The sequence below is a fragment of the Kitasatospora sp. NPDC041917 genome (genome assembly GCF_055589745.1).
Genome location: NZ_JBVJBI010000027.1, coordinates 50,627 through 73,546 on the forward strand (window position 1 = coordinate 50,627; position 22,920 = coordinate 73,546).

The 22,920-nt window shown below is 71.1% G+C and carries 14 protein-coding genes and 1 pseudogene; 9 read left to right on the top strand and 6 right to left on the bottom strand.

The annotated features are described in order from the left end of the window. The 6 genes from ACZ6EM_RS27825 to ACZ6EM_RS27850 form a co-directional block, all read left to right on the top strand. Nucleotides 1–657: hypothetical protein (locus tag ACZ6EM_RS27825; protein WP_465773501.1), on the top strand; the 657-nt coding region annotated here is incomplete at its 5' end. Nucleotides 658–709: 52 nt separating this feature from the next. After that, nucleotides 710–5,017 (top strand): DUF6603 domain-containing protein, encoded by a 4,308-nt coding sequence (locus ACZ6EM_RS27830; protein WP_465773502.1) that lies wholly within the window; start codon nucleotides 710–712, stop codon nucleotides 5,015–5,017. Between the two features lie 7 nt (nucleotides 5,018–5,024). Then, entirely contained in the window at nucleotides 5,025–7,280 is a 2,256-nt protein-coding gene (locus ACZ6EM_RS27835; RefSeq protein WP_465773503.1) for a hypothetical protein, read from the top strand. Further along, a complete protein-coding gene (locus ACZ6EM_RS27840; RefSeq protein ID WP_465773504.1) occupies nucleotides 7,277–11,341 on the top strand; it encodes a discoidin domain-containing protein in 4,065 nt (1,354 codons plus the stop codon). The genes ACZ6EM_RS27835 and ACZ6EM_RS27840 overlap by 4 nt, the downstream gene beginning before the upstream one ends. Next, nucleotides 11,338–11,820, top strand: a complete 483-nt coding sequence (locus tag ACZ6EM_RS27845; protein WP_401045499.1) for a hypothetical protein — start codon at nucleotides 11,338–11,340, stop codon at nucleotides 11,818–11,820. Before ACZ6EM_RS27840 ends, ACZ6EM_RS27845 begins: the two co-directional genes overlap by 4 nt. Before the next feature lie 4 nt (nucleotides 11,821–11,824). Then, nucleotides 11,825–13,555 carry a hypothetical protein gene (locus ACZ6EM_RS27850; protein ID WP_452178473.1) on the top strand — a complete coding sequence of 577 codons (1,731 nt, stop codon included), beginning with the start codon at nucleotides 11,825–11,827 and terminating at the stop codon, nucleotides 13,553–13,555. 21 nt (nucleotides 13,556–13,576) lie between these two features. Here the strand turns inward: ACZ6EM_RS27850 and ACZ6EM_RS27855 are convergent, their stop codons facing one another. The 4 genes and pseudogenes from ACZ6EM_RS27855 to ACZ6EM_RS27870 form a co-directional block, all read right to left on the bottom strand. Continuing rightward, entirely contained in the window at nucleotides 13,577–13,777 is a 201-nt protein-coding gene (locus ACZ6EM_RS27855) for a hypothetical protein (RefSeq protein ID WP_401045494.1), read from the bottom strand. A 1,165-nt stretch (nucleotides 13,778–14,942) separates the two neighbouring features. Then, nucleotides 14,943–15,110: pseudogene (locus ACZ6EM_RS27860) on the bottom strand (pirin family protein); the annotation flags it as partial. 53 nt (nucleotides 15,111–15,163) lie between these two features. Further along, complete coding sequence (locus tag ACZ6EM_RS27865) at nucleotides 15,164–15,481, bottom strand: Arm DNA-binding domain-containing protein (protein ID WP_465773505.1); 318 nt, start codon at nucleotides 15,479–15,481, stop codon at nucleotides 15,164–15,166. Nucleotides 15,482–16,148: 667 nt separating this feature from the next. Then, nucleotides 16,149–17,186, bottom strand: coding sequence for a hypothetical protein (locus ACZ6EM_RS27870; protein WP_452179725.1), 1,038 nt, complete (start codon nucleotides 17,184–17,186; stop codon nucleotides 16,149–16,151). 271 nt (nucleotides 17,187–17,457) lie between these two features. On the opposite strand from ACZ6EM_RS27870, the gene ACZ6EM_RS27875 reads away from it, so the two are divergent. Further along, nucleotides 17,458–17,664: a hypothetical protein gene (locus ACZ6EM_RS27875; RefSeq protein ID WP_465773506.1), complete on the top strand. Its 207-nt coding sequence runs from the start codon at nucleotides 17,458–17,460 to the stop codon at nucleotides 17,662–17,664. A gap of 23 nt (nucleotides 17,665–17,687) precedes the next feature. On the opposite strand, the gene ACZ6EM_RS27880 is transcribed toward ACZ6EM_RS27875, so the two are convergent. Then, nucleotides 17,688–18,371, bottom strand: coding sequence for a transposase (locus ACZ6EM_RS27880; RefSeq protein ID WP_465773507.1), 684 nt, complete (start codon nucleotides 18,369–18,371; stop codon nucleotides 17,688–17,690). A 17-nt stretch (nucleotides 18,372–18,388) separates the two neighbouring features. On the opposite strand from ACZ6EM_RS27880, the gene ACZ6EM_RS27885 reads away from it, so the two are divergent. After that, entirely contained in the window at nucleotides 18,389–19,768 is a 1,380-nt protein-coding gene (locus ACZ6EM_RS27885; protein WP_465773508.1) for an SWIM zinc finger family protein, read from the top strand. Beyond that, nucleotides 19,765–22,377 (top strand): DUF6493 family protein, encoded by a 2,613-nt coding sequence (locus tag ACZ6EM_RS27890; RefSeq protein ID WP_465773509.1) that lies wholly within the window; start codon nucleotides 19,765–19,767, stop codon nucleotides 22,375–22,377. Before ACZ6EM_RS27885 ends, ACZ6EM_RS27890 begins: the two co-directional genes overlap by 4 nt. A 171-nt stretch (nucleotides 22,378–22,548) precedes the next feature. On the opposite strand, the gene ACZ6EM_RS27895 is transcribed toward ACZ6EM_RS27890, so the two are convergent. Then, a complete protein-coding gene (locus tag ACZ6EM_RS27895) occupies nucleotides 22,549–22,863 on the bottom strand; it encodes an SsgA family sporulation/cell division regulator (protein WP_465773510.1) in 315 nt (104 codons plus the stop codon). Nucleotides 22,864–22,920: the final 57 nt, after the last annotated feature.

The window sequence follows — 22,920 nt, forward strand, 5'->3', positions numbered from 1 at the left end:
GTTCACGATCTGGCGCCGCAGCCCATCACCGCCACGTGGGTGTCGGTGCCGCCTTCGGGGCAGCCGTTGTTCTGCCTGTACCTGGAGATGCCCGAGTTTGCCGGCCCCGGGGGCTACTGGGCGGAGTTCTACTATCGGAGTGGTGGGTCGGCTCCGAGTTTTTCGGTCCGCCGATTGAAGGAGCCGCCGGGAAGTTTCACGGGGCCGGTGTTCGGGATCATCGGGCAGCGTCAGACCGCGTACCCCTATGTGAGGTCTCCGATCAGTCGGGCCAGTTCTCGGGAGGGCATGGTCGACCTGTTGACCCGCAGGTACGAACTCAGCCCCGACCACGAGTCCTTCTGGTTGCAGGGGCCCGGAGAAGCAAGCATGCCGGTCCCTGATCGGGATTTCACCGTTCACGATCTCGCGCCGCAGCCCATCACCGCCACGTGGGCAGCGGAAGGGCGGAACGTGGCAGGCAAAGCTCTCTTCAGCCTGTTCTTCACCAGCCCCGGGTTCCCGGGCACCGGGAAATGGGCGCAGATCTTCTACGATCCCACGGGTCCAGCCTTGACGGCACTGGCTGCGGACGCGCCGGCCGAGAAGGCTCCCGCATTCGCTCTGAAGCCGGGCAGGCAGAGCGCGATTGCCGCGCCGCCACCGGCTGGCTCCTGAGCATGTCCGCGGATTTCACTCGAGCTTCCCGGAGGGCGCTGTGGCGATTTCTGTGTCCGAGCTGCTGGCTTTGTTCGACAGCTCGAGCGGGTCTGGGGTTTTCGAGCTGCCGGGTTCGGCGCTCGGAATCCCGGAGGTGTCCGACCTGTTCGATGTGTACCTGGGGGGTGGGCTGAGCCTGTCCGTGCCGGTCTTCGACCGTGAGGCCCTGGAGGCGGCGGGAGTCTGTGACATCCCGGAGTTGGGTGTGAAGCTGGCGACGCGTGTGCACTTCGCCGCCGACGCGGGCCGGATGTCCGTGGTGGGCTGCCGGGTGGCGGTGGAGGCTCCGTCCTGGGTGATCGAGACGCAGTATCTGCAGACCGACCTGACCAGGCTTCGCCCTCTGGGGTTCGACCCGTTGTCGGTCGTCTTCGCTGCGCTGCCGGACGCCCTGGGCGGTGCCCGCCCAGAGGTGTACCTGACGGTGGCGTTTCCTGCTGGCAGCCCCGCCAGGCGCGAGACCGTGCGGGTGCTGGGCGCGCAGTCGGCCGTCGTCGGACTGTCCGGGGATTTCCCGGACGCCCCGGCCTTCGATCAGCTGGCGGATCTGGCGGCTCTTCCGTTCCTGGACGCGTCGGTGATGGATCTCGTGCGCCTGCCGGAGGAGATCAGCGGCCGGCTGGGCAGCTTGTCGCTGACGTCGGTGAGCGCGGCGTTCGACCGGTACCTGGGACGCCTGGAGGAGGTGAGCGTCGCCCTACGGCTGCAGGGGGACGCCAGCTGGCCACTCATCCCGGGTCTGGTGGAGCTGGACCGGGTCGATCCGTTGCGGTTGGACGCGGTGCGGGAGCGTGCCGGGGCGTGGCAGGTGGACGTCACGCTGGGGGTGCGATGCACGGTGCGCGGGTCCTATGTTCTGGACGGTGAGTTGGCGCTGCCGGCGGGTCGGCTGTCGGCGGTGTTGTGGAACCCTGCGGGCGGCAGTGACCTGATCGGGGACGGGGCCCTGACAGGTACCGGTATCGACCCCGCCGGCGTCCAGTTGAGGTTCATCCACGTCTCGGCCGATGTGGCGTCCAGGTCCTACACCCTGGCGCTGGCACTGGATGCGCGCTGGCACCTGGCTGCGGATGTCGTCTTGACCGGACTGGAGCTGCGTTCGGCCGGCACCGGCACATCGGTCCCCGGTGTGACATTGGCGGGCACGCTCGACGTGGGCGGGACTCCTGCTGTGCTGGAGGGGCGGCGCAGGCCCGATGGGGTGTGGGAGGTGGAAGGCTCCGCGTTCCAGGTGGACTTCGCCGGGTTTGCAGGCTGGTTCGAGCAGACGTTCGGCGTGCCTGTGCCACAAGCCGTGGCTGGTCTGGCAGTGGACCGCGTGACGCTGTCGCTGGCCTCGGACCTGTCAGGGCGTGTCTGGTGTGCTGGTTCGCTCCCACTGGGCGACGGGCTGGAAGGCGCGGCCTTCGCGTTGGACGCGTGGGTCGGCGTCAAGCCGCCTTCGGGGAAACGGCCGGTGGATTTCTCGGCCTCTTTGACGGTCGGGGTGGAGGTCGACGGTGAGCCCCGGGTCGTGGACTTCACGGGGGATTTCGGCGCCGACGCCGCGGGCTCGCGGCTCACCCTCGAGTGGGCGAGTGAGCAGGGGATTCCCATGCAGGACCTGATGGCCGCCCTCGGCGTTGATCTGCCCGATCTGCCCAAGGCGTTGCGACCCGAGCTGCAGGCCCTGTCAGCGCGCTACGACTCCGCTACCGGTGAGGTCCTGCTGACGGCCGCGACCGAACGCACAGGCTGGGTCTATGCCAGCCGTCCTGGCACCGGAGCCGGCAGCCCCCGCAGCACCGCCGCCGCGGTGCGGGCCCGGCTCGGCGCGCGTGCCTCGGATCTGCCGCTGGTCGGCGAGGCGATGCCGCCCGGCGCGGACTTGGTGCTCGACGCCATCGTCTTCACCTCGACGCCCACCGGCTGGACCGCCGATCGGGCCGCCTTGCTCAACTCCGCACTGGATCAGGCGGATTCCGCAGCGGAGCGCAGGCTGCCGCGCTTCGCCGCCGATCGGGCGGCCGGGCCCGGTACCGCCGTCCAGATCGAGCTGAGCATCGGTGGAGTGTCGCAGGTCCCGCTGGTCCTGCCGATCACCACAGGTGCGGGCGGCGCGCTCGTGGCTGTTCCCCTCGGCCCGCTCGCCGTGCGCGCGGCGGACGAGGGCTGGTCGCGCGAGCTGGACCTGGTGTTCGGCCCGGTGCGGTTCTCCGGGATCGGGATCGGCTTCGCGGACGGGCAGATCTTCGTCGCCCTCGACGCCGTCCTGTCAGTGGGCCCGGTGCGGCTGATCCTGATGGGCCTCGGACTGGGCATCGACGGGGAGTTGGACGTCGCGCCCCGGCTGCGCGGGGCGGGCGTGCAGCTGGAGAAACCGCCGCTGAGGATCAGCGGCATGGTGGAGCGCCGCACCGGCTCGGAGGTCGCCCCGGGGCTCAAGGAGCAGTTCGTCGGGCTTGCCGCGATCGAGACCGGGTTCTTCGCCCTGAATGCCGCCGGGTCGTATGCCAAGGCCGTGGACGGCTGGTCGTCACTGTTCCTGTTCGGCGAGATCTCCGGCGGTGAGCAGGGACTGTTCGGGCCGCCGCCGTTCCGGGTGATCGCCATCTCGCTGGGCTTCGGCATCAACAGCACCGTGCGCACCCCGACGATCGACCAGGTCGGCGAGTTCCCGCTGGTGAACCGGCTGGACGGCGTCGGCAGCGGCGACACGCCCGCACAGGTGCTGGAGAAGCTCGCCGGCCCGGGCGGCTGGATCACCCCGCGCGAGGGCCAGTACTGGGGCGCGGGCGGGATCGAGTTCAGCTCGTTCGAGTTCCTGCGCTCGCGCGCGCTGCTGCTGGTGGAGGGCGGCGAGTCCTGGAAGGTGCTGCTGATCGGCCGTACCACCATCGACCTGCCGCGCAGCAAGGCCGCCAAGAAGCCGATCGCGCGGATCGTCATCGACCTGGCCATCGGCTACCACCACGATCAGGGCCTCTTCTCGATGGACGCGGTGATCGCGCCCGGCTCGTACGTCATCGACCCGGCGGCCGAGCTCACCGGTGGCCTGTCGCTCTACATCTGGGGCCAGGACCGCACCGCCCTCGGCGGCGGCAAGGGCTTCGTCTTCACCCTCGGCGGCTACCACAAGAACTTCAAGAAGCCCGACTACTACCCCGACCCGCCCCGCGTGGGCTGGCGGTGGGCGATCGGCCCGGTGGCGATCCGCGGGCAGGTGTACGCGGCGCTGACCGACGGCGCCTTCATGGCCGGCGGCGAGCTGTCCGCGAACTACGACAAGGGCCACGGCATCCAGCTGCAGGCCTGGTTCACCGCCTGGCTGGACGCGCTGGTGCAGTGGAAGCCCTTCTACTTCGACCTGTCGATGGGCCTCAACATCGGGGTCGCGGCCACCGTCAAGGTGCTCTTCATCCGGGTCCGGGTCTCGCTGGAAGTCGGGGTGGAGCTGGACCTGTGGGGGCCGCCGATCGGCGGGCGGGCCAAGATCAAGGTCTGGTTCATCAGCTTCACCGTCGAGTTCGGCACCGGCCGCGACGGCGTACCGGCGATCGACTGGGCGGAGTTCAGCGTCCAGCTGCCCGCCCCGCTCTCCATCGCCCCGCTGCGGGGGCTGCTGGTCGACGTCGACCCCGAGGAGAGCGCGATCCGGTCGGCGGCGGGGGAGCCCCTGCTGGTCTCGATGGACGGGTTCGCCGTCCGCACCGAGGCCGCCGTCCCCGCCAGCCGCATCGTCTTCAACGGCCAGACCTTCGAGGGCACGGCCACGGACACCATCGACATCCGGCCGATGGGGCCCAAGGGTCAGGGCGTGGCCTCCGAACACCACGTCACCCTGCATTGGAACGATTCCCCCGACTACTACACCCCCACCGGATGGGGTGTCGCCGTCTACCGGCAGGACATGCCCAAGGCGATGTGGGGCAAGCCGCTGGGCAAGCCCAGCGATGTGCTGGATGGCAGCGACGGGCTGCTCAGCGGCTGCCTGGCCGGCCTGACCTTCGAGATCCCGAAGCCCGAACTGGCCCCGGCGGTCGGCTGGGTCGACGCCGAGGCCCTGGACGTCGACGGGCTGCCGGACGCGCCGATCCCGCAGCTGGGCTCGACGGCACAAGGCCCGCCGTCCACCCCGGACGACGGCAGCATCGCCACCATCGTCGACCCGGCCACCGGCATCGCCGCGCCGCCCACCGCGGCCCGCCGCGCCTCGGTGCACGCCGCCCTGGCCGGCCTCGGTCTGGCCCCGGGCACCGACGACGCGCTGACCCGCTACGCGGACCTCGCGCAGACCACGTTCACCCACGCGCCCATGACCACCACAGCCGAGAGGTGAACCGACGTTGAGCGGCACCGAAGACCTCCGCGTCGCCTTCCACGACTACCGCCGCCCGCTGGCCACCGCCGGCGTCTACACCCTCACGGCGGATCACCACCTGACCAAGGACGGCGTGCGCGTCGACACGCCCGCCATCCCCACCGCCACGCAGCAGTTCGAGATCCGCGCGGTCCGCTTCGTCCTCGATCCCTCGTCCGTGCACGCCCACTACCCGGCCGACGGAGCCAGCGGCGACTTCAGCCGCACCCTGCCGCACATCACCCTGAACCGCTCGATCCTGCCCTGGGAGCGGCTGCTGCGCGCCCGCGCGGTACCCGAGCAGGCCCCGTGGCTGGCCCTGATGGTCGTCCGCGCGGGCGAACTGCCCGACGACCCGGAGGGTCTGGGGCAGACCACCACCCGCACCGTCGCCGAGCTGCGCCGCCCCGGACCGGGCATCCTCGGGCCGGACCTCAGCGACACCGGCATCACCCCGGACATCGAGGCCGGCCGCTGCCAGAGCATCGACGTCCCAGCCGAGCTGTTCACCACCCTGGTGCCGCGAGAGGAGGAACTGCACTACCTCGCCCACGTCCGCGACGTCTCCACCCGACCGCAAATGCTGGACAACGAAGAGATCCTGACCGAGGGCCAGTACGCCGTGCTGGCCGCCAACCGCTTCCCCAGCCAGGCTGGCACCTACACCGCGCACCTTGTCTCCCTGGAGGGCTTCAAAGGCAGGCTCGACCCCGGACAACTCCCCACCGGCACCCAGGCGGTGCGGCTGTGCGTGCTGCACTCGTGGACGTTCACCAGCGACCCGGCCGGCACCCGCGACGCCGCAGCGCTGCTCAGCAACCTCGTGGCACCCGCCCGCGCGGACCGGGAGAACCTGGCGCTGCGCTTGCGCCCCGAGGGGAGCGTGGCGGCCCGCTCCACGGCGGACGCCGAGCAGTACGCGCGCCGCCGCCTGCACCTGGGCTACACCCCGCTGCCCTACCGGCTGCTGTCGGGGGAGACCACCTACGGCTGGTACCGCGGCCCCCTCACCCCCGTGATCGCGCCGGTGACTCGCGACTTCGCCCGCGACGAGCCGAAGACCACCGCCGACCACGCGCTGATCTACGAGCCGGAGCACGGCCTGTTCGACGTCTCCTACGCCGCCGCCTGGACGCTGGGCCGCACCCTGGCACTGAGCGACCCCGACTACAGCGAGGAGATGACCCGGGCGCGGCGCGAACTGGCCAACACCGCCGCGACGGTGATGGCCCTGGCCGCCGATCCGGTGCTCGCCGCCGCCGACCCCGGCGACCTGGACGGGCGCGCCCTGCGGAACCTCGCCGCCCCCACCTTCGCCGCCGGCCTACTGGAGGCGCTCGCCAGCCCGCTCGTCCCGGCCGGCCAGGTCTCGGCCCGCCGGGGCCGCCGTGCCCGGCTCACCCAGGCCGCCGCCCATGCCGCGCTCACCGCCGAGCCCCAGATGGCGGTCCTGCAGGCCACCGCCGCACGGCACGCCCGCACCTTGCCGGCCTGGCTGGACGAACTGGCGCTGCTGCGCCGGGTGCCGTTCAACTACCTGGTGCCGCACCCCGCGATGCTCCCCCCGGAGTCGATCCGGCTGTTCCGCATCGACGAGAACTGGATCGAAGCACTGCTCGCCGGCGCCCGCGACGTCGGCGTCCACACCTCCCTGGACGCAGCTGTCGACCCGGCGCTCACCGCCGCCGTCGACCGCCGCCGCACCCGCTCCGCCGAACCGCGCCGCGCCGGGCTGCTCATCCGCTCCGAACTCGTCGAAGCCTGGCCGGTCTTCGACATCCTCACCACCGCCGCCGGAGCGGACAACACCGAGCTGCGCCGCGACCACCTCGCTCCCGACACCCTGCTGCTACTCCTGGACGCCCTGCCCGAGGAGATCGTCATCCGCGAGCCCGGCCAGGGCATCCACTTCGGCATCGACAGCACCAGCGCCACCGGCGACAACAGCGTCATCAACCTGCGTGACCACCGGCCGGGCACCAACCTCGGCTACCCGCTGCGCCGTGACTACCCCGTCGGCGGCGGCCTGCTCACCCGCCACCTGCGCCCGCGCGCGGGGGACGATGCCCCGGACGTCCTGGCCCTGCGCGGCGAACGGGGCCTGGTGCCCGCCCTCGCCCAGGTCCTCGACCCCGCCCTCGGCGACCTCGCACCCGGCGAGTTCGCCCTGCAACTCGTCAACGCCCCCGTCGAGCAACGCCTGACCCTCGACCCGACGCCCGGCCAGGAGAGCGCCCGATGACCGACACCGACCTGATCGTCCCCGTCGAGGTCCACGCGCTACTGGCCACCCGCGACGTGGCCAACTTCGACGACTTCCGGCGCTGGAGTCCGCGCTACCCGTGGACCTTCTCCAAGGACTTCCGCAGCAACGCCGAACCGCCCATCCAGCACTCCGAGGGCAACCCCGAAGAGGGCATCCACGTGCAGTGGCAGCTGCCCGAGGCCCTGGCCACCGGCGTGATCGACCCAGCCACCGGCGTCAGCACCTTCCCGCTGGTGCCAAACAGGTGGCTGGTGGTGCGCTACGCCGAGGTGCGCGGCGTCATGAAGGCCGCCGGTTTCCTCGTCCACAGCGACTACCTGGAGAAGGCCGACGGCGGGCCCGTCGAGTCGGCGTTCACCCCCTTCGTCGACCCGAACCCCGACCGGCCGCCCCGCGCCGACTACATCGGCCGCGTCCACCCGTTGACCGCCGGCCGCTGGAGCGAGCCGGCCGACCGGCCGCTGTTCCTGACCGCCATCGGCAGCGGCCTGCCCGCCTTCGCGGCCTTCGCCCCGTACCACGAGAACGTCTTCCTCTTCCACGACACCCTCGCCGACCTCAAGGCCAGCGAGAGCTACCCGCCGCCCTGCACCGTCAGCTACTGCGTGATCGGCTGGTACAGCAAGGACAGCGCCGACATCCTCAAAACCGCACGCGACATCAAGGGACTGCTGCCCCCCGACGCCGACCCCGGCAACGTGGCCGACGTGCTGCGCGCCCTGGGCTGGGCCGCCCCCGACGGCATGCCCGCCACGGTCACCCGCACCCGCTACGTCGGCACCGCCCTCGGCATCCCGTGGAACCGCGAGGGCGGACACCCGGACTCGGACCGCCCCAAGACCCGCGACGTCAAGGTCGCGATCGGGCACAGCACGGCCGACGCCGTCGCCGCACTCGTCGACCACCAGGCCGCCGGCACCCAGCTCGCCGACCAGGTCCGCGCCCTGTTCCACGGCAACCCCGACGAGCTCGACGGCCCCGACTGGCAGAACTCCCTGGACGAGCTCACCCGCCGCTCCTGGTTCAGCGGCCACGACGGCGGCGTCACCTGGCACGTCGTCAACCGGCCCAGCGACACGGCCGACAGTCAGGCCCCGCCCCCCGGACAGCCGGACTGGATCGCCACCCTCAACACGGCCCAGGACGACTACGACCAGGCCCGCCACCAACTCGCCGCCGCGCAATGGCGGCTGTGGTCACTGTGGTGGCTGCGCAACCTGCCCGAGAAGCGCCGACCCCTCGACTACGCCTTCGACGAGCGGGCCTGGGACCAGAAGATCGACGAGGCCCGCGCGCGCGTGACGGCGCTCGACACCGAGGTCAAGCGGCTGAGCAGCCTGGTCCCGCACGGCCTGACCCCCGAAGAGACCCAGGCGGCGATCGACCGCTACGCCCAGACCCAACGGCTGCCCGACGAGTTGGAGCTCAAGCGCACGCCGAGGCAGAGCTACCACCGCCCCGCCGACCCCGTCCTCGCCCTGACCGGCACCGGAACCACCCAGCCGCTCGGCCGCGACGAGGACGACCCGCTGCCCTGCCGCCTGCCGTCGCGCCTCCTCACCAAGGTGAAGATCAACGGCACCCTGGTGCCCGTCCCCGCCAACCCGCTGCTGCCCGCCAACACGCCCGAAGTACCGGGCATCATCAAGGCGGTGGTCGCCGAGTTCGCCCTGCTCGACCAGGCCGTGCGCACCCCGGCCACCGGCGGCACCGACACCGCGCTGCACGCCGTCGTCGCCGACCCGGCCGCCCACACCGAAGGTCCCTGGCCCGAATACACCCACGTCTGGCGCCAGCCCTGGCTCCCCCTCTACCTCCAGTGGCAGATCAAGCACTGCGCCACCCCCTACCAGGGCCAGAACGCCACCCCCAACTGGGAGTTCGGCCTCGGACAGGACGGCGACCCCGAGCCGGACCGCTACCGCTACCGCTGGAAGGGCACCGGCGCCGCGCCCGGCGACGGGGACGGCGGACGGCGCTGGAACGCCTTCGGCGCGCGCGCCTTCGTCACTCCCGCCACCCGGTACGTGCTGCGCGAGCAGACCCGCCGGCTCGCCGAACACGCCCCGCCGCAGCTGGCCGGCCAACTGCACGCCATGCGGGCGGAACTGGACGGCATCGACGTGCTCTCCCAGGCCCTCGACGGCTTCCACGACTGGCTCATCCAGCTGGACGGGGCCGCCCAGGCCGTCACCGACCAGGCCGTCCTGTCCCAGGCCGGGGAGACCAACCACGTCCCCGACGGCGCCGAGGGCCACGGCGAACAGCGCTTCCAGCCCGTGCGAGCGGGCCAGTTCCACTTCATCGAGCTGGTCGTCATCGACCGCTTCGGTCGGGTGTACTCCCTGGTGCAGCCGACCCAGAGCCAGCCCATCCAGTTCCAACCGGTCCGCGCGGACAGCGTCCTGCCGGACAAGGACCTGTTCCCGAACCCGCCCGGCCCGCAGCGCTTCGTGCAGCTGCCGCCCCGCCTCATCCAACCGGCCCGGGTCCGGCTGGACACCGTGCCGCTGCGCGGCGACCAGCCACCCGCCGAGGTCGCCGAGGCCGGTGACGCCGCACAACTCCCCGGCGCCGAGGCGCCGGTGGCCGGCTGGCTGCTGGTCAACCACCTCGACCGGACCCTGCTGGCCTACGGCCCCGACGGAGAGCCGCTGGGCGAACTGCGTGTCGTGCGCGACGTCCACAACACCCGCACCACGGCCTGGAACGCGCTCCCGCACGCCCCCTACCGCCACCCGCGCGACGCCGACTTCGCCGCCGCCTACCCGCACCTCGCCGCCTTCGCCCGCGGCCTGCTCGGCCACGCACCGGAAGCCTTCGAGGCGCTGGCCAGGACGATCGACACCGCGCTCGACCACATCCTCGAACCCGCGCCCGACGAGGACCGCTCCCCGGCCCGCCTGATCGGCCGCCCCATCGCCCTCATCCGCACCCAGCTCAGCCTGGACCTGATGGGGGAGCCGCTGACCGACCCCAGTTGGAAGCAGGCCCTCAACCCGCCGGCGGCGAACTACCCCGACTACCGCTGGACCGTGCGCCTCGGCGACCCAGACCGACTCTCCGACGGCCTCATCGGCTACTTCGCCGCCGACGACCACGACCAGCCGACCCGCTACCACCGCTTCCATGCCGTCGACCCGAACGGCCCGGCCAACCCCTACGTGACGCCAATCGGAGCCGGCGCCCACCTCACCCTGCCCGCCCGGCCCGCCGACCGCCCCGCCACCCACCACCTCACCCTGCTCGCCTGCCCCCACACCGCCGTCCACGCCACCACCGACATCCTCCCCGTGGCCGAAGTCTCCGTGGACGCCGACACCACGCACCGGGCCCTCGCCCGCATCCGCGCCTCCTTCCGCCTCAACCCGCTGCTCGCCCCCGACCGGTTCGGCCCACCGGCGGCCACGGCCTCCCTCAAGGCCCAACCCGGCCACCCGGCCTCCGCGATGACGGACGGCGACCCGACCACCAGCTACGAGAGCGGCGATGTGCCGGCGGCAGGCGACTGGGTCCGCCTCGACCTGCACACCGAACGCCGGGTGGAAGCCATCGACCTCCTGCTCGGCCGCCCGGACGGCAGCGGCAAGCCCGTGGCCACCGAGCTGGAAGCCTGCGGTGATGACGGCGAGGAGTGGACGGTGCTGCGCGGCTCCGCCCAGGTGGACGAGATCCACTATGAGCCCGAGACGCCGCTCACCGTCCGCTTCCTGCGCCTGCGGCACATTGCTGCCGCCGCCGGGCCCTGCGCCGTCCGCGAGTTCAGCGTGCAGGGCGAGCCGCCGGACAAGTCCCTCGTCATGCCCCGCCCCGCGGCCTGGCACGGCGACTGGACCTGGGCCGAACCGCTCCCCGTGGACGGCACCGCCAGCGGCCAGCCGCTGCCGGAGTGGGACGAGCACCTCATCTACAACGCCGACCACTTCTCCCACCCCGACGCGCCGCCGCCCGTCGCCCGCTCGGGCTACCTCCAACTCCAGCCGGCCCCAGCTTCTTCGTCGGCCCCGTCGCCGGCCCAGGAAGGAACCGCGTCGTGACCAGCCCGGACTCAGCCCTGCTGCTGCCCTACCACCTGGAACACACCCCGGCAGCGGCCCAACAGCCGGGCGAGGTGGCCCTCAACCGCGTCCGCCTCACCGTCGGCGACGACCCGGCGGGCCGCACCAGCTGGCCGGTGCAGTGCACCCGGATCGCCGTCAGCCTGCCTCTCGCCGACTCCGCCACCGTGCGGAGCGGGGAGCCCGTCGTCTACCGCACCCGGCTCGACCTCGAACGCGGCCCCGGCCGCGGGCGGCAATGGCTGGTCGAAACCACCACCACCGACCCGGCCACCACCCTGATCACCCTCACCCCCGCCGAGCCAGCCCACTTCGACGGCAGCTGGACCCTCGCGCTCACCCTCGACATCAGCACCCCGCCCGGCACCCAGAGCCGCATCACCGAGGACACCGCCCCCGGCGACAGCAGCCCGCAGCGCCGCACCGGCAACGCCACCACAGCCATCCAGGAGGCCTAGAACCGTGACCACCCCCAAGCCCCCCATGCTGCTCCCGCCCGTCCTGGTGCCCTCGGACCCGATCCACGTCTCCACCTTCGCCAAGCCGGAGTACGCCGACCTGACGTTCACCTACGGCAAGGTGAAGTCCGGCGGTAACTGGCCCGTGCACTGCAAGTCGTTCACGGTCAGCATCCCCACCGGCCGTCAGGCCACCGCCCTGACCAGCGAACCGAGCCTGATCCACTACGAGCTGACCGTTCCCACAGGGAGGCGGGCTTGGACTGTCGAGGCCGACACCCGCGACCCCGACAAGGTCGTCTTCACCTGCTCGCCGCCGCCGGACGAGCCCGCCGCGTTCGACGGAACCTGGAGCGTCGAGCTGAAACTGTGGGGAATCGAGGTCAACGGCGGCGTCGGCAAGGTCGACATCACCTGGGAGGAGTCCACCTCGACCACTGGGGAGGACGGCCCGTACCAGGAACGCGCCGGGACAGGCACGGTCAGCAAGAGCGACGACTCCTTCTACCTACACAGCTTCCGCCCGGCCACCGTGGCCATCAAGCGCGGCACCAAGCCCACCCTCCACTGGAACGGCACTGCGCAGGCGAAATACACCATGTATTACCGGAAGCCGGACGGCACCCAGGGATCAGCCACGGCCAGCGGCGACAGCTGGACCTCCCCGGTGGACCTGGTCGACGACTCAAGCTTCATCCTTCAAGCCGAGATGGGCAACGAAGTCCGTTACCTCACCACCTCTATCAAGGTCAACGACCCCGATATCGCCGTCACCAGCGTGGCGGCCCCGACCGCAACTGGCAGCATCAGTATCAAAAATAATATCGTCACGACCGGCGACCTCACCCTCGGCCCAAATAAGACGCTCGATGTCGATCACATCAACGCCCGCACCGCCAACGGCGCCATCAAGGTCGGCAACGACCTCACCATCGCCACTAGCAAAGCCCTCAAAGTCGACACCGTGCAGGCCACGACCGTAACCGGCACCATCAGCGTCAAGAATGGCCTCACCCTCGCCACGGGCAAGACGCTCACGGCCAATGGCCCCATTCTCGCCCAAAATGATCTGACGGTCTCGGCCAGTCATACATTTCGAGCCAACTACATCAATTCCACAAACGGTGATGCGATCACGGTCCGAGACAACCTCACCCTCGCCACGGGCAAGATGCTCACTGCCAACGGTGGACTCACCAGTATCGGCACAACCACCGCCAAGGGCAACCTCAAGGTCGAGTCGACGGAGCCTGGGAACGGCATCCTGTTCGTGAAGCACATCATTAGCGTCAATGGAAACGAATCCGAGGCCGTCGAGTTCTTCAGCCCAATCAGCGGAAACCCCCGCGACGCGGGTGCCCCGCTCACCGTGGCTCGTACCCTCATCGCAGGCGGACCTGTCAACATCGCTGCAGGTCAGACCCTTACTGCCAACGGGCCCGCCGTGTTCGCTGGCCGGATCGACGGCCTGTTCCCTGCCTCTACGGTCGCCAGGTGGTCAGGTACGTCCTACTCAGTCGCCGTTGATGCCGACATGATCGCCACGGTCAGGAACGAACATGGCAAGAAGCAGTTCATCAACGTCTGGTCCGGCGGAAATATGCTGTTTGAGATCGGCCTTGACGCCTGGGAAGTAGCGACCGTACCGCTCAGGAAAGGATGGACTTTTCAGAAGAGGTCTCCCGACGGAGGGAACTTGGATGTCTGGAGGTTCTATCTGGGAGCCAAGCCGTAGGCGCTCTTGGCGACAGGTGAATCATTGAGCCGCCGCCGACGAAGGCCTCGATGAAGCAGCCGGCATTTTCCGGATCAGGTAGCGGATGCTGGCTGTGCGCGTGTCGTCCAGGGTCATCAGGAGGTTGCGGACCTGCTGGGTGGCCCTCCCCCGGCCTTCGGCCGGGAGGTGCCCCCATGCGGTGACGTTGTAGGTGCCAAGAACCACGTCCGTGCTGGTCACGCTGCATGTTGGTATTCGTGCAGGATGCCGCCGAGGTGGTCGCGTCGGCGGATGTCGGGGTGGGTGAGCCGGTCGGGTTCGGTGATGGGTTCGGTGATGGGTTCGGGCAGTGGGCGTAGGGGCGCGGCGCTGGCGAGGCTGTGGTGGGGCCCGTGCGTGTTGTAGAACTGCTCGTACTCGCGCAGCGCGTGGAGTAGGTGGGCCTGGTTCCTGATGAGGTTTGGGGCGGGAGGCCTTGGCGTGGCGTCGGCGCAGCAGGTCGCGGTGCCAGCGCAGGGGCGTGTCGGGGGAGACGATCAGCTGGAGTTGCCGAAGGTGTGTCCGGGGGAGGTGGTGCAGGAGTGCGGCGAGCAGCGCGCGGTCGGGCCGGGTGAGCTTCGGTTTGTCGGTCTGTCGCTGTAGCACGGTCAGTTGGTGGCGTAGCGCGAGGATCTCGGCGTCCTTGTCGCGGTCGCTCATCGGCAGGAGCCGTATCAAGGTGAACGCACTTGTCAAGGCCAGGTAGGGCAGTCGCAGTAGCGCCGGACCATCCTGGAGCCGGCCGGAGCCAGCTGGCAATCACCGAGCGAGACCTCCGCTGTCACTCGACCAGCCTGCCTCGCGGAAGCGCCCATACGTCAACTGACCAGCACAGACATGGTTCTTGGCACCTACAGGGCCGATGGGTTCGGTGGTGTCGCGTGCGACGAGGTGGCCGCGGACAGTGAGCCAGTGGCGCATCGCGGCTTGGGTGTGCCTGGACAGAGCGACGGCCTCGCTTGGCCCGGTCGTGCGGCGGGCTTGCGCCGCAGCAGGCCCCGCTCGGCAGCTGTGAGGTAGGCGGAGAGGGTGCCCGGCGCCAAGAGCAGGGCGAGTGAGCCGGCGGCCGTGGGCACGATCGCGCCCCGCTCCAGGGCGGTGCGCAGTTCGCCGGCGACCCAGCGCAGTTGCTTCGCCCGGGAGATGCTGGTGGGCGGTTCGCAGGCACGCTCGACGAGGGCGTCCAGCGCCTCGACCGAGGGTCAGCATTGGTCCTGTCAGGCGCTGTCGCGGATGGTCGAACCGTGTCATGCGTCGAGTGAGGATGTGAGTGCCGGCGGGGGCGCTTCGATGTGAGCGCAGGTGCACTTCGGGGCGAGGGCGCGGTGGCCCGGGCCACCGCGCCCCCGATCGCCTAACGTGCAGGTCAGCGCACGTTCCCGCGTGGCTTGAGGGGGGTCCCGGGGAGTTCCGGGGCGGGCAGGCGGTCGCCCGGGTAGCCCTGGACTTCGCCGAAGCGGTCGGTGGCGGCCTGCCACTCGTCGCGGGCCTGGACGATGTCCTCGTGGGACCGCCCGATGAAGTTCCACCACATACCACGTGATCCGCGTTTCTTCCCAGGTCAGGGGCGTGGTGGACCATCCGCGGTCAGCAGAACGTCAGCATCGGACGGGATGGAGCGGCGATGCTCTGATCGGGGTCGCGGGGGATGCCGGTGCGTTCGCCTTCGAGGTAGCGGTGCAGGGCCTTTCTCGCGGCCTTCTTCTTGAGGTAGCCGCCGCGGCGGATGGTGTGGCGCTTGCCGTCGACGGCGGTGTGGCTGTCGACGGCGAAGGTCCAGGTGCCGTGGTGGGGGTCGGCGGCGAGGAGGGGGCAGCGGGCGCCGAGCTGTTTGCGGTGCTGGTCGCGGCAGCCGCGGCGGCGGTAGACGCGGCCGCGCTTGGCGGAGGAGCGCATGATGATCACTTCACGCAGAGTCGTGGTCGGGCTGGCCCTTCCAGTCTCGTCCCGTGCGGGCGCACTGCGGCTGCCGACGGGACCACCGTGCGACCACCAGAGGCTTTCAGGGCCTCTGGCCTGGTGTGATCCCTTGACCTGCGCCAGATTGCCTGCGGCTTCCTTGAGCGGCTCGCAGCCTTGTGGATCATGTCCGGAGCCCTGGCGTCCGGACGTGTCGTCGCTGATGGCGACCGGACGGATGCTCTCGGGTGCGGGACGGTCCGGGGCGCGACGCCGACTGCGGTGCGGCCGGAGGTCGGCTGCGAGTGGTTCTGGGATGCTCTGATTCTATCGAATTCCTCCGGATATCGGCAGGGAATGGAGCTCTCATTCCCCGCCCGCGGGGCCGCTCGGGCCGTTTCGGGGGAGGCGGAATTGCGGCCGCTTTTCGGTGATGCGGAATTCCCGGACCTGATTGAACGCCAGACGTGCATGCTGGGGCGGTTACGCTGAGTAGTATCGGCCGGGGTTCGATCGAGGGCGGGTGTCGACGGCCTGGGGCGGACGTACGGTTGCCGACAGGTCGACGGCTGTCACGCGGAGCTGCCGACAGGCCCGGTGGCCAGAGCCCTCCGCTGTCACCCTGGGTGATTGTCGAGGGGATGCGTCGTGTCTCCGGGCAGGCGGTCGCCGGTCAGGTGAGCCGGTCGCGGTGGCGGGTCGCGGTTTCGCGGACGAGGTGGGCGAAGCGTTCGCGGCTGCGGTCCTGGTGCCGCTCGGCCGGTTCGTCGTCCCCGTCCTCCGCCTCGTCGGCATCGGCGTCCTCGTCGTCCAGTTCGTCGTACTCCTCGTGGAGGAGCTGGCAGGCGTGGATGCCGGTGAGGAGGTCTTCGAGTTGTTCGCGCAGGCCCGCGGGGTCGGGGAGGAGGCCGTCGGCGATGTGGAGGGCGTGGCGTACGAGGCCGGTGACCGCGTCGTAGGGGGAGATGCCTGCTTCGAGGAGTTCGAGGACGAGGGTGGGGGTTTCGTGGGGGAGGGCTTCGATGTCGTCGGCTTCGAGCAGCAGGGTGGTGGGGGAGCGGCCGGTGGTTTCGGCGGTGACCTCGGCGGCGGCCGCGAGCCAGTGGGCGGCGGCGACGGCGGCGGCGGTGGGGTCGATCTCGGTGAGGAGGGCCGCGGGGCCGAAGGGGTTCTGTTCGAGGAGGCGGTCGGCGGCGGCGACCTGGACGGGGGAGGCGCCTTCGCGGCTGAGGAGGACGGCCTGGCGGGCGCGGCCGGTGAGGTCGCCGAGTTCGGCGTTCTCCACGGCGGCAAGTTCGGTGGCGGTTTCGGCGAGGACGGCGTCGGTGAGCTTCTGGTCGTCGAGGGTGTGGAGGGCGCGGCCGGCGCGGTGGGCGGATTCGACGAGGGGGCTGTAGGAGACGTCGAGCATGCCGTCCTGGGGGAGGTTGGGCCGGGCGATGGCGTCGGGGACCTCGTCGAAGGAGTTGCGTTCCTCCGAGCGGCGCCAGCCCTCGCTGTTGGGCTCGATGGAGGAGGCGGCACTGGCGGGGTGGGTGTAGGTGCGCCACGCGGCCTCGGACAGATGAGTGAGGGCGCGGGCAAGGCCCAGGAGAGTGGAGAGTTGGGCGTTGGCGGGGAGGGCGACGATGCGGGTGGCGAGATCACCCTCGCCTGTTCCCGAGGTCGCGATCAGCTCGTGCCGTTCGGGGTCGACGCTGTAACGGGTCATGAAGCACTGCCTCCGGTTCTGCTGGCCCATTGCCCGGCCGCGGGGACATTCTGACGTACCGGCGGATGCGGTGGTCCCGGTGAGGCCGGAGGCCGGAGCAAGAGGCGTTGGTCAGGACCGGGGTTGGCGGAGGTCGTGGTGGGGACGTTCGTCCCGCCACGGGGCTGTCCGCCGTCACCTCGGTGCTCCCGGGGGCATGGTGGTCACTGGTCCAGTCCGTAGTAGAGGGCGAAGTAGTCCGCGACCTGCTCGGCGTGGTCGAGCAGTGTCGGTGCGGGACACCCCGCACCTCTCCTTCGGCCTGGGAACCCACTTCTGCCTGGGCGCACCGCTCACCCGCCTGGAGGCCCGACTCGGGCTCGACGCCCTGCTCCGGCGCCGGCCCACCCTGGTGGAACAGTCGGTTACCCACGTGCAGTTGGCCTTCACCTGCAGCGTGCAGCATCTGCGCGTGCGCCCGGGGGATCCACAGCACTGAGAGCCTGTCGGGTGGCCGGTTGATTACGCTGCGATGAGGTCCTCGACGGTGTTGGCTTGGGCGGTCTTGCGGCGGGATTCATGGCTCCACCGCGATGGTTGCCCGGCGAGCCGGACGAGCATCAGGCGGATCATCGCCACCTTGATCAGGGCCTCGGAGGTCGCGGTCAGCCGTTCGTAGTCGCGGGCCAGCCGACGGTTTCGGGCCGGCCGGCCGAAACTTCGCTCCACCACCCAGCGGCGGGGCAGGACCTTGAAGCCCTTGACGTCGTCGGTCCGCTTCACGATCTCCACGACGATGTCCAACGCGTCGTGAGCCCATGAAAGCAGCGTGGAATCAACGGAGTTGGCGTATCCGCCGTCGGCCCACACCAGACTGATCGTGCGGAAGCCGGAGGCGAGCCGGGCCAGGACGATTCGGCCTCCGGCCCGGTCCTGCACGGACGCGGAGGTGACGGCGACGACCAGCAGCAGGCCCATCGTGTCAACGATCACGTGTCTCTTCCGCCCTGTCGTCCGCTCCGGCTGTGGTGAGGGCCTGCGCGGTGACCTGACCTCCGAAGGTGCGCATCGCCGCCCTCGGCCGGAAGAGTCCGGTCTGATGGTTCGGTCACCTGCCCATGCTGGCAGAAGGCGGGCGGGCGTCGTGTGATCTGGATTACGGAGAGCGGAGGAACAGGTTACAGAAATCGGATCTGTCGGTATCACGTCCTATCGTCCTGGCTATGACGCAAGCCGTACAGACGTACGCCTATCTCCGCTCCTCCGCCGTGCATGAGAGCAGCGCCGGGCGCAGCCTCGCCCTGGAGACCTCGGGCAGCGCCATACCCGCCGGCCTGGTGGCCAACCCGCAGCTCTTCCGCGGGTTCCTCACCGCACCCGCGCCCGCCGCCGCAGCACTGCTCGCGGTCGCCGACGTGGCCGCCGCCCGGTACTACCAGCCGCAACTGCGGGCCTCGCTCGATCCGGTGGTGACGGCCAACGGCGACCGGCTGCGCTTCGAGTCCTTCTCCGGCTGCTGCGGCGTCTACGCCCGCCTCGACGTGCTCGCCGAGGGGCTGGACGGCGATGAGATCGGCCACGGCACCACCAACGTCGACGTCAACAACCCACTCCGCGAGGCCCTCGGCCGGATCGGCGCCGCCGACCCGCTGCACCTGGCGGTCGGCCCGGACGCGCTGGAGGTGACCACCTTCGACGGCCCGCTGGTGGAGAAGAAGGTCCCGCTGCCGGACCGCTGGCTGCGCGGCTTCGCCGAGACTCAGGTGCTCGCCACCGGCTTCGACCTGCGCGCCGAGGTACCGGCGGCCGAAGCCGTCCGCTTCCTGCGCTCGCTCCCGCGCGGCAACGGCCGCTCCGTGCAACAGTGGGTGGTGCCCGCAGGCCGTACGCTGCGACCGACCAGCAGGCCCGTCCCCGGCGCGGTCCGCCTGCCCGGCCCCGAGCGGCTGGTGGCGTTACAGCGGGTGCTGCGGCACGCGCTCGCCCTGCGGGTGTACGGGCCACCTGGCGGTCCGTCGGCCATGGCCGCCGCCTGGGAGGTGGTGCTGCCCGGCATGCGGCTGACGCTCACTCTGTCGCCGGACGCCTCGCGCGGCTTCTCGGGCGAGGGCGGCGTGCTGGACGCGCTCGCGGGAGCGGACGCGGCGGCAGACGCCGAGCTGGTGTCGGTGCTGCTCGCCTGGGAGCCCCCGGTCGACCCGGCCGAACTCGCCGAGCAGGCCGGGCTGAGCGTCGAGCGGGTCCGCGCGGCGCTCACCCGGCTCGGCACGTCCGGGCAGATCGGCTACGACACGGCCGAAGCCGCGTACTTCCACCGGCAGCTGCCGTACGACTCCGGCCGCGCCGAGGCGCAGAACCCGCGCCTGAAGGCAGCGCACGCCCTGGTCGCGGCCGGTGCGGTGGCCCTGGAGGAGGGTGGCGGCGCGCTGGTGACGGTGGACGACCACGTCCAGCGGGTGCGGCGGGCAGCGGACGGGAAGCTGAGCTGCACCTGCCTGTGGTGGGCCAAGTACCGGGGCGGGCGCGGGCCGTGCAAGCATGCGCTGGCCGTGGGCCTGGCGCGGGACGAGAACGCGGACGGGAACCGGGAGGGGGCGCGATGAACCTGATCGAGCTGGTACGGGCGGAGGACATCGACGGGATCGTCCGGGAGCTGGTCGGGCTGACGCCAGGTCAGCGGCACGCTTTCCTGCCGGAGTTGAAGGTGATCCGCAAGGAGATCCGCGACGCCGAGTGGCCAGCGCCCGATGGCAAGCCGGTGCTGATCGCCGGGCTGGGGTGCCACACCTCGTCCTCGGGTGCGGCGGACTGGATCGGCGGCCCCGGCCTGGGCTGGAGCGAGGTCTCGCGCCACCCCGCCCTGCTGGCCGTCATTGAGAGCCAGCCGCTGGAGTGGCAGCACGACGTCGTCGCCCGGCTCGCCGAGCGGCGGCCCGGGCGCTGGTGGGGGGAGTACCGGCTGCTGGAGCACCTTGTGCGCACGACCGGGTGTCCGGTGCCGACCTCGGACCAGTTCGTCCTGAGCTGGGTGCACGAGCGGTCGGCCAAGCACTGCGACCTACCCGCCCACCTGACCGGCAGGATGCCCGGTGACAACCTGTGGGACCGGCTGTCCGGTGACTCCTTCGTCCCGCTGCTGGTGCCTCGGCTGTTCGAGATCGCCGACATCGGGACCAGCCTCGACCGCTCCTGGTACGTGACCGAGCCCGGCGGCGGGTGGCCGGTCTGCCTGGCGCGGCTGACCGAGCAGGGCGTCCTGGATCGCGCCGAGATGCTCGACGGCTGCCTGGCCCGCCTGGTGCGTGGAGGCAGGGTGGGCGATCAGCGGGTCTTCCTGAAGGTGCTTCAGGCACTCGCGCCGTCCACGGACGAGAACGCGGCCCGCGTCAGGAGCTATCTCGCGCTGCTCGACGCCGTGTCCACCGTCGCGGTCCATGCCCAACAGGTGCTCGGCGAGCTGGACGACGCCGGGCTGCTGGCGGCCGACCTGCTCGTCGAAGCGTCCGGGACGGTGCTGTTCCGGACCGAGAAGAAACTAGTCCGCACCCAGTTGGTCCGGCTGGACAAGGCCGCCGGCCGTGACCCGGCGTTGGCCGGACAGGTGGTGTTGGCGGCCTCGGAGGCCTTCGGGCACCCCGATCCGGAGGTGCAGGAGCACACGCTCAAGCTGATCGCCCGCCATCTGGCGGCGGCGGGCGAAGGGGTGCTGCCACGGCTGCGGGAGGCCGCCGAAGCGCTCCACCCGGCACACACGGCGTCGGCCGGTGAGCTGCTCGGAGCCCAGTCGCCCAGTGGCACGTACGAGGAACTGCTGCCGCCCGTACCGCAACCCGCGCCGGTCCCCGGACCGCTGGGCAGCCCGGCCGAAGTGGCCGAGGAGCTCAGCGCGATCCTCCTGGGCGACCCGGACGTGGTCGCCTTCGAACGGGCCCTGGACGGGCTGGTACGGCAGGCCCACCTGAGCCGGCCGGCGCTCACTGAGGCGCTGCTGCCGGTACTCGCGGGCCACAACCACGCCCGACGCGACTGGGAGGACTGCACCGCCCGCGACCTCCTCTACGTCGCCAGGGCGGCGACCTCCGGGTACGCGCCGACCGGTGCCCTGCGCAGTCGCGACCACACCTCGCCGTTCGGCCACCAGCTCGCGGGCCGCCTGGAGGAGGCGGCTCGGCTGATCATCGCCCGCCGGACCCCGTATCTGCTGGCCACGCCGACCTCGGGCACGGGCGCGCTGGACGCGGCCGTCCTGGTGGAGCGGCTGGCCGGGTACGAGGCGGTGGACGCCAAGGACGGGGATGCCGATCTCTCGCAGGCGCTGCTCCGTGTCGTGCCGACCGACGACCCCGACGTCCTGGCCGCCGCCGAGCACCTCACCTCCACTGCCGGGCAGCGGACGGCACGCTGGCTCAAGGCCGGTGGCCTGCCGACCCGACTGTCCGGGCCCGGCTATCTCGGGACGGCAGCGGAGCCCGGACTCGCGCCGTGGGAGGTGATCCGGCGGCTGGATGCCGTGTCGCAGCACGTCGAACAGTCCCTGGCTGTTCCCGACGAGCCTCTCGCGGCCGACTGCCGGTGGCTGCTTCAGCCGCAGGCCCCTGCTGCTCGGACGTACGTGAGCCGCTCGCCCGAGTCGGCCCACTGGCTCTCGGTGTTCCCCAACCACCGGGAGCTGCTGGCCGCGAAGATGCTGACCTGGTCCGGTGGCGTCGCCAACCCGGAGGTCAAGGGGTGCACGCGGTTGCTGCCACACCTCGCCGAGGCGGCCGGACCCGCCGGGCCGGCCGTGCATCTCGCGGTTGGGTACGGGCTGGGTGCCCGGCTTCCCGAGGACCGGCTGGCCGCCGTGGACGGCCTGCTGGTGCTCGCGGCCCGGGGCGATCTGGACGGCGCGCTGCTCGGGGGAATGCTGGCCGACATGGCGTCATGCGGGTTGGCCGAGCCCGCCCGGCTCGCCAAGTCCTTCCGTACGGCAGCCGACACCGGGGCGTACGGGACGGTGTGGTCGGTATTGGCGGGGGCGTTGCCCGGCCTGCTCTCGCGTACGTCGGCGCGGGGGCTCGGCGAGTTGCTGGGGGTGGCAGTGGACTGCGCGCAGCGCAGCGGAGCGCGGGGCGCGATCGCGAAGGTCTCGGAGGCCGCCGGGCGTGGCGGGGCGAATCAGGTGGTGAAGCAGGCGAAGGCGCTGCGGGAGGTGCTCGCGACGGGTGACTGAGAGCCTGTCGGTTGGCTGAATCACGCGTGATGCGTGGCGGTCGGGGTCTGCCGTCCGGGCATGGTGACGGCCCCGGAATGATCACGTGGTGTGTGCCAGTGTGACAACTCCGAGGCCGTCAGCGGCCCGTGTTATCCGTCCTGGCCCGGCTCGCCTCCGGCTTCCGCACGATCAGTCTGGTGTGGGCCGACGGCGGATACTGCGGCGGCGTGTCCTCGTCGGCGCCTGGTGTCCGTCGCCTGCGGGGGAGTGGCGCCCCTCGTTCAGCAGATCCCGGCTGAAGTACCAGCACACCTTGGCGTCGGAGCCGGTGCAGCCGCACGGGGTCAGCGGGAACGCCAGGCATGCCGCGTACGGAAGGGCCCCGTCGAAGCGGAGCTCCGCTTCGACGAGGACGTCGGGCAGAGGGCTGTCGGGCCGCCGCTGGTCCGCGCCGAGAGCACTCGACCGGCACACGGATCGCATCCCGTGGGTGTGCGGTGGCATGCTCGGATGATTGACCTCGTATACGGAGGGAGTTTGCTGATGATCGTGCCGTCCGCG